Origin of the sequence: Aquimonas sp., assembly GCF_044377145.1 — a bacterium.
Classification (GTDB): Bacteria; Pseudomonadota; Gammaproteobacteria; order Xanthomonadales; family Xanthomonadaceae; genus Aquimonas.
In genome coordinates this window covers 44,222-56,784 of sequence record NZ_JBILJQ010000028.1, presented here as the reverse complement: position 1 = coordinate 56,784, position 12,563 = coordinate 44,222, and the positions used below count along the sequence as shown (strand labels likewise).

The 12,563-nt window shown below is 63.4% G+C and carries 3 protein-coding genes; all 3 read right to left on the bottom strand.

From position 1 onward, the window contains the following. A partial coding sequence (locus ACIQ7H_RS10485; RefSeq protein ID WP_395791138.1) for an amino acid adenylation domain-containing protein occupies nt 1–9,301 on the bottom strand: 9,301 nt, incomplete at its 3' end. Between the two features lie 59 nt (nt 9,302–9,360). After that, nucleotides 9,361–10,752 carry a hypothetical protein gene (locus ACIQ7H_RS10480; protein WP_395791136.1) on the bottom strand — a complete coding sequence of 464 codons (1,392 nt, stop codon included), beginning with the start codon at nt 10,750–10,752 and terminating at the stop codon, nt 9,361–9,363. 179 nt (nt 10,753–10,931) lie between these two features. Beyond that, nucleotides 10,932–12,536, bottom strand: coding sequence for an NAD(P)-binding domain-containing protein (locus ACIQ7H_RS10475; RefSeq protein WP_395791134.1), 1,605 nt, complete (start codon nt 12,534–12,536; stop codon nt 10,932–10,934). Nucleotides 12,537–12,563 lie beyond the last annotated feature (27 nt).

The window sequence follows — 12,563 nt, the reverse complement described above, 5'->3', positions numbered from 1 at the left end:
AGAAGTTGTCGTGGATGCCGACCCGCTCAAGACCGAGCACGTCCTGCCACAGCGCGCACAGAGCTTCTTCGATGGCCGTGCGTGGCGCCACGTAGGCGGCCCGCTGCAGCGCGTCCTCGCCCGGCGCAGGCAGTGACCGGCGGTCGACCTTGCCGTTCGGCGTCAGCGGCAGCGCCTCCAGCAGCACGTATACGCTCGGCACCATGTAGCTCGGCAGCTGCTCGCTGAGCCAGGCTTTCAGCTCCGAGCGTTCCAAGCGTCCGTCTCGCGGCACCACATAAGAGACCAATCGTGCGCCGCCAGCCAGCTCCCGCTCGGCGATCGAGATGCAAGCTTTGACCTCAGGGTGACGCGACAAATGAGCATCGAGGTCGCCGAGTTCGACGCGAAAGCCACGAATCTTCACCTGGTGATCGGAGCGGCCTAGCGCTTCGAGGCTGCCATCAGTGCGGTAGCGACCAAGATCGCCAGTGAGATACAGCCGATCAGCCTTATCGGCAGTGAACGGATTCGCCACGAAGCGCTGAGCCGTCAGCTCGGGATCGTCTCGATAGCCCAGCGCCAGATGTCGACTGCGAATCGCGATCTCGCCGATTTCGCCGATGGCGGCCTGCTGGCCCTCCGCGTTCATCAGCAGCAGCTGCACGCCTGGGATGCCACGGCCGAGCGGAATCCGCTGTGGCAGCAAGTGCGGACGCTCGATGACATCGCGCGCGCGGATACTGTGCCAGCCGACCGCTCGCTGAGTTTCGGTGGCGCCGTAGAAATTGGTGATCCTGGACTCGGGCGCCAACGTCGCCATGCGGCGGACGTCTTCCGAAGTCAGCAGCTCGCCGGTCATGAACACGCAACGCAGCGCCGGCAAACGTGCCTCCGGCGGGACGTCGCAGAGAATGCGACCGACCGACGGGGTGCAGTGCGCGACGCTGATCGCCTGCTGCGACATCCAGTCTTGCAGATCGCCAGGTACGAAGGTCGCCTGCTCCGGCACGCACAGACGCGCACCGATCATCAACGGCGTGAACACGTCGCGGTGTAGCGGATCGTGCGCGAGCCCGGACAGCAGCGAGAAGCGATCCTCAGGCACAAAGCCAAGGGTCTCACACAGCCAGGGCAGGAAATGGGTCAGCGAACCATGTCTTCCTTCGACCGCCTTCGGTACGCCAGTAGAGCCTGACGTGAAGGCGAGGTAGGCCAGCTGATCGGGCTGCCAACCGGCGTCTCCCAACGCAATCATCGGCGTATCGAAGTTACTGCTGATCTGGTCGATCGCCGCGTGATCAAGCCGAACGTCGATGCGCTGCAAAGCCTCGACGAGCTCGGGCGCAAGGGGATCATCATTCAACTGCAGCCAGGCGCGGGGCCGTGCAAGCTGCAGATAGCTGCACACACGCGCCGCCGGAAAGGTCGGATCCAGCATTACGAAGGCAGCACCCACACGAAACACCGCCAGCAGCACGTTTGCGATCTCGGCGCTGCGGCGGGCCTGCACCGCGACAACGTCGCCGCAACCGATGCCCGCGCTGCGCAGCGCGTCTGCCAGACGGCGACTGCGGCACTGCAGATCGTAGTAACTCCATTCGACCCGAGCGTCTTCCACCGCGATTCGCTGCGGGGCACGCTCCACCTGCCGATCGAAATGCGCATGCACGGGTCCACGCCAATCAGCGGCCAGCGGTTCGACGGGGTTCGGCAGGCGAGGGTCGTGGCCGGCGACGCCGAGCGCACCAAGTGCATGCGTTCGCAAGGCGGCCGACGGGTTGTCGGCGACTTGTTCGAGCAGCTGCAGGTACTGCCGCAACAGTTCCTCCATCTGCCGGCGGCCGAAACGGACCGCATCGTAGTTCAGCGTGAACGCAAGCTGCCGATCGGTCGGATGTACATACAGGGTCAGATCGAACTTCGCCGCCGAGGACTCGACGGGATGCTCGTGGACCCGCAGACCCGGCAGTTCGATGTCCAGGGCAGGCAGGTTGACCATGTTGAAGAACACCTGGAACAGCGGATTTCGGCCCAGCGTCCGCTGCGGTGCCAGCCGTTCGACGATGCGCTCGAACGGTGCTTCAGCATGCGCATGCGCGTCGAGGGTCGTGACGTGCAGCTGCTCGACCAGACCGGCAAACGACGCGTCCGGGCTCAGCTGTGTTCGCAGTACAAGATTGTCGAGGAACAGGCCAACCAGCGGTTCCAGCGCCTCGTCGCGGCGATTGACGCTGGGGGTGCCGACAACGATGTCGCTCTGCCCGCTCCAACGTGCCAGCAAGACCTTGAAGGCGGCGAGCAGCGTGACGAACAGGGTGGTGCGGGCTGTTCCAGCGAAGGCCGTCAAGCGTTCAGTCAGTTGCGCCGGAACGACAAGTTTGAGATCGCACGCCGCCGGACCGTCCGGCTCGCTCGGCAGCGTCAACTGTTCGGGGGCGCCCTGCAGCTGTTGCAGCCAGTAGTCGAGCTGCGCTTGCCCAGCTGCAGACTCGATAAAGCGTCGCTGCCAGTCGGCGTAGTCGCCGTACTGCAGGCGCAGCTCGGGGAGTACCGCCAACCAAGAGTGTGGCGCCGACCGGTACAGCTTGCCGAGTTCGTGCGTCAATACGCGCAGCGACCAGCCATCGCCGGCGATATGGTGCAGGCTCAGCGCAAGCAGATGCTCCTCGGGCCCGAGCCGCAGCAGTCTAAGTCGCAGCAGGGGCGCGCGCCGGAGGTCGAAGTGCTCGGCGGAGAACGCGCGCAGCTGTGCGTCGACACGGTGCGATTCAACTTCGACCGGCTGTAGATTTATCGGCGCCACGCGCTGCACCAGCAGTCGCGGCTCACCGTCGCGCTCGATCACCGCGCTTCGCAGCAGTGCATGGCGCTCAATGATCTGGTCGATGCTGCGTGCGAGCCGGTTGACATCAATGGGGCCGGATAGATGCAAGGCGCCGCAAATGTTCAAGGCGGCATCGGCCTCGTCGAGCCGCTGCAGAAACCAGATTCGCTGCTGCGCGAATGACAATGGCGAGTCGATCGCATCCCTGCGGGCGATGAGGGTCGGCCGCGACGGGCTGTCGACTGTGCTGCGGCCGAGCGCCACAAGTGCGGCGACAGTCGGGTGCTCGAACACCGCACGTAGCGACAGTTCCCAGCCGAATTCGCTGCGCAACCGGCTGAGCAGCCGGATCGCCGCAATCGAGTGGCCGCCGAGCAGGAAGAAATCGTCGCTGCGACCCACTCGCTCGACTTCGAGCAGCCGCTGCCACAGAGCGCACATCTGCTGCTCTAGCGCATCGATCGGCGCCACGTACACGGCGCTGTCTAGGCCTGCCGCCGCCCAGGTCTGCAGCGCGCGACGATCAAGTTTCCCGGAGGCAGTAAGCGGCAGCTGATCGAGCAGAACACAGCCGCTGGGTACCATATAGGGCGGCAAGGTCTCGCTCAAGGCTCGCCGGACGCGTTCATTGACGGTCGCGGAATCGGCGGTCGGCTCGTCGGTCACCACGCACGCGAGCAGACGGCTCCCTCCTGCTCCGTGTACAACCACGGCGGCGGATTGCTGCAGACCTGAGACCGTGGCCAGCCGCGCTTCGATCTCGCTGATCTCTATGCGGTATCCATTGAGCTTGCACTGCCCGTCGCTGCGGCCGACAAAGGTCAGACGCCCGTCCTGGCAGCGACGAACACGATCACCGGTGCGATAGAGCCGTGCACCCGCTACGGCGGAGAAGGAGTCGGGCACGAAGCGCGGCTGCGTCTGGGCGTCTGCCCCTACATAGCCGCGACCCACTCCGGCGCCGCCGAGATAGAGCTCGCCGACAACCCCAGTTGGCACCGGCACGCAGCGGGCATCCAGCACGTGCGCCTGCACGTGGTCGAGACACTGCCCGAGCGACTCCTCGGGACTGTTGTCGTCGATGCGGCATGCGGTGGCGTCGACGCAGGCTTCGGTAGGTCCGTACACGTTGTACGCAATTTGCCCGTCCTGCCGATGGCGTGCACGCAGGTCCGACCACAATGTCGACCCGATCGCTTCACCACCGATCAGCAACATGGGCAAGCTGCCACCGGCATGCGCGTCGAGCCAAATCCGCAGCTGCGACGGGGTGCAGTCGACGACCTGAACCTTTTGTTCGGCCAGCATCCGCAGCAGCAGCTGCGGATGCTGCCTCTGCTTGTCGCTCAGCAAATGCAGCTCGGCTCCGTAGCCGAGCTGGCTGATTGCCTGCAGCGAGGCATCGAATGAAAGTGACGCATTCCAAGCCCAGCGAACGACGGACGTACCCAACTCTCGCGCGACCAGCGCCGCGATGTTCTCGGCAAGGTTGCTGAGATTGCCATGCTCGATGCAGACGCCCTTCGGCTGGCCGGTCGATCCCGAGGTATAGATGATGTAAGCCAGGTCCGCGGCATCGACGCGCGGCAATGCCGGCAGCTTCTCGGCGGCGCGATCACAGTCCGCCCCAGATGCGATGCGATCAAGATTGAGGATGTCGGCAACGATTCCTGCGACCAGGTGCATGGTCTCGCCGACAGCCACCGAACGCGTCAGTGCCGCATCCTCGACCATGAACCGGAGCCGGGCCTGCGGATAGCTCGGATCAAGCGGGACGTAGGCTGCGCCGGCCTTCCAGATCGCCAGTATCGCTACCAGCCATTCGACCGATCGCGGCAGACAAATGCCGACGCGGTCGCCGGGCCCGCTTCCAACTGCAAGCAAGCGGTGCGCCAACCGCGTGGCCCGCGCATCAAGGTCTGCGTAGCTCAGACAGTCGTCCTCATGGACGATCGCCACCGCATCGGGTTGGCGCTGGGCCCACTCGACGAAGAGCTCCGGCAGGATGACGGGCGAAGGTGCCGCGGCCTGTTCCGTGGTCGACCCTGGAGGAAGGCTCTGCGGCTGCAGTGCCAAGGCAGCGATGTCCTCGTCGGGTGCCTCCAGTGCAGCGTCGAAGAGGCAGGCGAAGGCATCCGAGAGCCGCTGCACCGTCGATGCCTCGAACAGCGCCACGGAATAGTCCCAGGCCAGGTGCAGAGAATGACCGTTATCGATCAAGGTCAGCTCAAGATCGAACTTCGCCGATCGCTGCAGTGGCTCGATCGCCGTGATGCTTGCATCGCCGAGTCGTCGATCCTGGAGATCGACGATCTGATGCGTCAGCAGTAGCTGCACCAGTGGACCGTGCGCCGGATCGCGTGCCGGTCGCAGCCGCTCCACCAACAGATCAAAGGGCACCTGTTCGGTTGCGAAGGCTTCGAGCACAGCGCGCTTGTTGGCCTCCAACCAGACGGCGAACGTCTGGCCGGGCGACGCGTCGCTTCGGATCACCAGTGTATTGACAAACAGTCCGACCAGCCGATGCGTCGAAGGGTCGCCGCGGCCCGCCGCCGGGGTGCCGATGACGATATCCGATTCACCGCTGAAGCGCGCCAGCAGAAGGGCATAGATGCTATGCAGGTATACAAATGGCGTGACGTCATGATGCCGGCAGGCCAGCCGCAGCTTGGCGACACGTTCCGGCGCAAGCACGTGTTCGACTCTCGCCGCGACGAACGACTGCCGCGGTGGCCGCGGATGGTCTAGTGGCAGACCGTGCAGCTGCGGCGCCCCCTGCAGCCGCGCGCAGAGCGTCTCCAGCGCCGATCGACCCGCGGCGCTGTCGAGCCAGCGGGTCTGGGCGAGCGCGTACTGGGAGTACCGCAGGGGCAGCACGGCCAGCGACGCTGTCATGCCTCGCCTTTCGGCTTGATACAGAGCGTCGAGATCACCGAGGATTACCTCGATCGACCAGCCATCGGCAGCGATGTGATGCAGGGTCATCAGCACCACGTGCTTCTGCTCGGGCATGCGCGCGACGCGAACGCGCAGCGCCAAGTCCCGATCGAGTTCGAAGGGGGTAGCGGAATCTTGCTCGCGCAGTCGCTCAAGCGCCTGCCGGGCCGCTTCATCGTCGAGGTCGGACAAATCGTTGACAGCGATCGCGGGCTGCAGGTCATGTGCAATCTGCTGGTAGACCTCGCCCTCGCTTTCGACGAAGCGCGTGCGCAGCACTTCATGCCGATCAACGAGCTGGCCCACAGCCCGAGCGAAGGCGTCGACGTCGAATCTGTCATCGATCCTCAGCGCCGCGCTCATGTGATAGGCGCGGCTATCGCCCTCAAAGCGGTCGATAAACCACAGTCTTCGCTGCGCATGCGAGGCAGGCAGATGTTCGGGTTGCGCTGAATCCTCGCTCGCCGGAGCGGTGGGCTTGATCTCTTCGAGCCGAGCCGCGAGTGTCGCGATGGTTGGCTGCTCAAACACGTCGCGCAAACTCAACTGGCGTCCAAACAGCGCATCGATGCGGGCGGTCATGCGCATCGCCAACAAGGACTGCCCGCCGAGTTCAAAGAACGATTGATTGATCGCCACATCGTCGCGTTGCAGCAGTTCGCACCAGAGTGCGTGCATAGCGCGCTCGACGTCGTTTCTAGGCGCGATCGGTGTTTCGACACCAGCCGACAACGACAGCTTGGGCAAGGCCGCGCGATCGACCTTGCCGTTTGGCGTCAGCGGCATTGCCTCCAGATGCACAAAGGCGGCAGGCACCATGTGCTCGGGGACCCGCCGGCGCAGCTCGCTGCGACACCGTTCGGCCAGATCGGCGTCGTCGCCGGTCAAGTAGGCAAGCAGTTGCGGTTCACCGAGCGTCGAATCAGCCACCACCACGGCGGCGGCAGAGACTCCGGTCACTTCATTGATGCACGCTTCGACTTCACCGAGTTCGATCCGGAATCCGCGAATCTTGACCTGGTGATCCAGCCGGCCTATGTATTCGAGCATGCCGTCGTGGCGCCAACGCGCCAGGTCACCGGTGCTATACATGCACGCAGGTGAGCCGGCAGCGAATGGATCCGTGACGAAGCGCTCCGAGGTCAGCTCGGGGCGACCAAGGTAGCCTCGCGCCACGCCTGCGCCGCCCAGGTAGAGCTCGCCGGCAACGCCGATCGGCAGCAGGGCACGCCCTGCGTCCAACACGTAGGCCTTGCCGTTGGCAATTGGCCTCCCGATTGTCGGCGCGCCGGTTTCCCCCGGATAAATGCGCGCCCAAGTCGAGTAGGTGGTGTCTTCGGTCGGGCCGTACAGGTTGAATACCGCGGTCACCTGCGTCGCAGCGTAAACGCGCTCGACCAGTGCACGCGACAGGGTCTCACCGGCCAGATTCACGACTTGGACCGAGTCCGGAATCGCGCGGGCATTCAGAAGTTCGGCGATCGCCGACGGCACGGTATTGATCAAGGTCGGTGCGCGCGCGGCACGAATGCCGTCGACGTCGACCGGATTGCGGACGATCGCTACGGTGGTGCCGCAACTCAGCGGAACGAAAAGCTCGAAGATCGATAGGTCGAAGCACAGCGAGGTGCCGGCAATGACCGAGCGCAGCTGTTCGGATGAGTAGGCAACGCTTGCCCAGCGGACGAACGCCACGGCCTGCCGATGCTCGATGCAGACGCCCTTGGGCCGACCCGTTGAGCCCGAGGTATAGATCAGATACGCCGCCCGCTCAGCTCTGATCTGCTGCGGCGATGCGCCCGACGCTTGCGCGTCGGCAGTCAATGCGTCGTCGAGGTACCAAGCCTCGACGGCAGTGTCCCGCAGACCGTCGTCCGCGGCCTTGTCGGTCAGTACCAGGCGTGCGCCGCTGTCTTGCAGCATGTAGAGAAGGCGCTCGGACGGATAGGCCGGATCCAGCGGCACGTAGGCGGCGCCCGACTTCAGCACAGCGAGCAGCGCGACGACCATCTCGATCGAGCGCGACATGCAGACTGCGACAAACTGCTCTTCGCGAATGCCTGCGTCGATCAGCCGCTCCGCGAGGCGGCTGGCACACCGATCGAGCTCGGCGTAGCTCAGCGTACGTCCGGCGCATTCGAGAGCGATCGCGTCGGGTCGCGCGAGGGCGACCTGCTCGAACGCCGAATGCAACCCGTCGTCGACCGGGAGCGTCAGCTCGGCACCGTTGAACTCTTGCAGCAGCCGCCGTCGCTCGGCTATAGGCAGCAGCGACACCTCATTCCAAGCCGGCATCGAGGGCTGACACAGGTCTTCGAGCACGGTGAGCAGGCGCTCTGCCAGCGCCTCGGCATCTTCCTCCGCGAAGCAGCCAGTGTTGACGTCAACCAACAGTCGAAGTGGATGCCCGCTGCCGTAGTCGCATACGGTGACGACCACTGGAGTTTGCTCGTAGCCGTTGTCGCGGAAGCGCGACTCCGCGGTCTCGCCGAGGACGGTGGCATAGTCGAGACGCTGATAGTTGAACTGCAGATCGAACAGACGATCAACTTCTACGCCGCGACCGCGCATCGATTCGCGAATCGCCGCCAGCGGATGACGGCCATGCCGTGCGACCTCGGCCATTCGCGCCTTCAACGTAGAGACAATTTCCAGGAGCGTCTGCCCCGGCTCCAGCGCAACGCGCAGGGGAACGGTGCCTGCGAAGGATCCGATCACCGCCTTCAGGGCTGCCCGATGGCGATTGTGCGAGGGTAGCCCAACCACCAACTCATGTTGGCCCGAAGCGCGCGCAAAGTAGACGCACAGGGCGGCAAGCAAAAGATGATGTGGCCCGCCAGCGACCCGCTTGGCCGCTGCGCTCAACTTCGTGACCGTCTCGATCGAGAGTTCGCGCTCATGGCGCACGCTCGGCCGCGGTGTGCCAGTGGGTTTCCACGCCACTGGCCCGATTGGCAGACGCACTAACTCCTGCTCCCAATACGACTGGGCCGCGCGGTAGCGACGGCTGACTACGTAGTCGGATTCGGCCTGCAACAGCGGCAGCAGGCGGGGCGGCGCATCGGCCCAGAGAACGCCTTCGCACAGCGCTACGTAGCGAGCGACTGTTTCACGTGCCCACAACGCGAAGCCCCAGCCATCGATGATCAGATGGTGGGCGCAGGTGAAGTACAAATACTCGGAGGCGCCAAGTTTCAGCAGTGCCGATCGATGCAAGGGTTCGCCGTGGGCGGCGAACGGCTGCCGCATCGCGCGACTCACCCAGCGCTCGGCGCAGGTGTGAGGATCGACTTCCTTGCTGAAGTCGAGTCGCTGCAATGCCAAAGTTCGATCAGCGCGAAGCTGCACCGGAGTGCCGTCGATGCTGCCGAAGCAAAGATTCAACGCGTCGTGGGCGGCAACGAACTCTGCATGTGCCTGCGCAAAGCGCTGCTCGTCGATAGCGATGCGCAGCACCATCGTGCCGCCGATGTTGTAGAGGGGGCACTGCGGGTACAGCTGCTGGTTCAGATAGATGTCGAGCTGCGCTGGCGTGAGCGCGTGCCACTGATCCGCCATTTGTCACCCCACTCTGACTGCATGATTTACCGCCGAGCCGAAGCTCCGCCCCCTGTCGCTCAAACCTCGAGGACGACGAACTCTTTCGCACCCCGAGCACAGTTGACGACGCCGTGGCCGGTGTTGCTGCGCATCAGCCTCCCCCACGCACCGCCGTATTGCTGACCGAAACCGAAGACCCCCCAGATCGCGTCATGTTCGGCAATCTCGCCGTCCGAGGTGGGTGCGTAGAGGCGGTCCGGCCTGCAGTACTCCTGGATGAGCCAAGCACCATCGGTGCCGGCGGTCTGCACGGCGGTGCGCCACTCGTCCTGTGTATGGAAGCGGCCGATGAACACGTCTTTGCCTTGCGCGGACATACCGCGCTTCAAGACGAGGTCGTCCTTTAGCGCAAGCGCCAGATCAATCGTATTCGCGCGGCGCCCACGCCACTCGACCACCGCTTCGCTCACAAACGCGGACCAGGGAATGCATGCGTCGACCATCTCGGCTTCGTGCGCAGTAAGCGCGCCAGCTTCGCGAACGGCATGCAGGACCGCGAAGTTGGTTTTGTCCCCAAGCAGAGAGAACAAGGCGTTGTCGGGGAAATACACCAATCGGCGCAGATGCGCACGCGACAGTTCGGGAACGATATTGGCACGAGGAGTCGTCGTCTTCAGCACGCAATCAACGATTTCGCCGCGAAACGTCACCCGTCCGCGCGCATCGATGCTGATCGCATCAGCTCCACCGTCGAACAGCAACTTTCCGCTGCGACCCGATTCAGCGAGGATGCGCCGGTACATCGCCTGCACTTCCCGGTCGAAACCGTGTTCAAGGTAGTAGCCCTCGATCATGATCAACACGTTGCCGGTAGCCCGAGCGCCGAGATGCTCCCGAATCGTGGTGTCGATGTGGCGAAAGAAGGCGTCGACGGTGCTGGTGTGCCGGACATCCCAGTGTTGCCGCCCCGGCGTGCTGCGGATCATTTCGATAAACTGCGGCCACAGGTAGCCGGTTTGCCAACCGCCGATGTTCGATCCCACGTTGGCTTCGAGTATCTTGGGTTTGCCGTCGACCATCGTGAGGTCGTAGCGCACCAGCACCTGGCTGCCGTCACCAACCACCCCCGACAATAGCTGCAGTGCCGCGTCCGGAAGCCGATATCGCTCTGCAAAGCGTTTCGGATCGTCGGCGTAGTAGCGGCAAATGCCGCGGCAAATCAACGCTGGCATGGTGCGAACCATATCCGCGAACTGGGCGCGCATCGCTGACGAGATCAGCACCGGCCAGTGCGAAACGTCGTAATAGTACTCGGACAGAAAGCGCGGCAGCCCCTGTGCCTGGAAGTTCAGCCCAAAGCCCGCGTTATTGCCGTCAATCAACCATTCGGCAAGCTCGCCGCTCTGCGGGGAGATGCCGTAGTGGTTCCCAAGAATTGCGCGGTCCAGGCTTGCAGCTTTGGCGTTCATCTCACCCCTGAAACAATCGACTGAGGCGCAGCACCTCGCCAATGCGAGGTTTTGCGGGGCCCCTCCCCCAGCAAGAAAATCGATTCAGCTAGGTGGAGCCATGTGGGGCCACCCGCCGTGAGGCACGCCGATCCGTCCCCGTGTAGATCGCTAGCCGAGTCGGCTGCTGACCGATGCGATCAATCGGCGAGCTCCGGCTCGAGCTCCTCGTCACGTCCCTGCTTACGCAGCAGGACGTGGGTGGCGAACTGGTGGTGCAGAAATGCGCGCAGTGGTTCGATGTGCTCGTCTTCGCGCCATTCGGCGGCGAGATCCTCGATCACGTGATGCTCGGCCAACAGCTTGCCGTGGCTGAAGCAGCGAACGACGGGATGCAGGAAATTGCTCATGTCCGAACGCAGCACGTTGGTCCGTCCAACACGCTCGTTCGAGAACGGATCGAATTCCTTGTTGTGACCATACTCAAGGGTCAGCAGGAAGTAGAAGTCTTGCGAGCCGATCTCGGACTCGTGGACGAAGTCGACTGGCATTTCCTCGAAGTGCTGAAGGTGCTGCTGATCAGCCGACGGCACCACGGCATCGCACAGGAAGCCAAACATTTGCCAGAGGCCCGACGTACGGTTGATGCGTTCGATCAGCAGAGCGGTAAGCGCGTCTGGGGTCGCCACCGCGGTGCGCACGGGCCAGGGCTTGCCCTCGTAGCGTTGGGCCAGCATTCGGTATAGCGAGCGCGTGTTGTAGCGGAAGCCGTGGATGAAGGGCGATGCGGACGTCTTGTAGTCACGGTACTGCGTCAGCGTCCCGGCAAAGTACAGGTCCTCGACGTTCTGCGATCGCCATCCGGCGGTCTGCGCTGGAAGCTTGCCCATGCTGCACATCTGAGGACGACAGGTTTCATCGAAGATCGAAGCATCGAAGCGAAAACCGGTGCAGCCCAGCACACGATCGTAGGCGATGACTTCCGATTCGCCTTCCGCATGCGTATACCGAAAGGTCACCAGCAGCTGCGTGCCAGAACGAGCGATGCGCTCCACGGTAGCGTCGAGAATCGCGTTCTGTGACTTCAGCAGATAAGTATCGACGACGTTGTTGTTGACCGCGCGCAGATGACCCGGGTAGTGGGTTTTCCAAGCCATCTTGAGGGGATTGGGACTGACCAGATGAAGCAGCGCGGCGGTGTCGACCAGGTTGTCGGCGGTCTCAAAGGCACTGTTCCCCTTGCCAAGAATCAGTACGCGTTGCCCTTCGAACTGATCCGGATCGATCGGCATCGTCGAATAATCTTCGACGGCCTCGATGCCGGGAATGTTGGGTACGTACGTCTTCGAAACGCCCGTGGCGATGATCAGTCGACGACCGGCGTAGACCTGGCCATTGGCGTCAGTGAGCTCGAAATGCGACGGTTTGCTGATCCGGACGATTTCGGCACCATAGCGAACGCGAATTGCATGCTGGTCTACGAAATCTTGCAAGTACTGAACTAGTAGATCGGCAGGCGGAAAGAACGCGTTGCTGTAACTTGTGAACGGGCGATGCGACGGATCGTCGCTCAGCAGCGAATTCCAGTCCCAGCGCAAATTGATCTCGCGATCGGTGTATCCGGTATGTCGCTTGTTGATCGAAATCAGCTTGCGGTGGCGCGGATACACTTCGAAGAACCGGCCCGGCGCGCTTCCGCCCTCAAGGATCTCGTAGTCATGGCCGTTGCGGCTCAAAAAATATCCTAGCTGCACGCCCGCTGGACCTGCACCCACCACCAGATAGTCCCGAACTTCGATCATCATTGCCGCTTGCACTCGGTTAAGCGGCGC

Bases quoted from the DNA above. Each gene is read 5' to 3' on its own strand.
- ACIQ7H_RS10480 (WP_395791136.1), bottom strand. From the start codon at position 10,752: ATGAACGCCAAAGCTGCAAGCCTGGACCGCGCAATTCTTGGGAACCAC.
- ACIQ7H_RS10475 (WP_395791134.1), bottom strand. From the start codon at position 12,536: ATGATGATCGAAGTTCGGGACTATCTGGTGGTGGGTGCAGGTCCAGCG.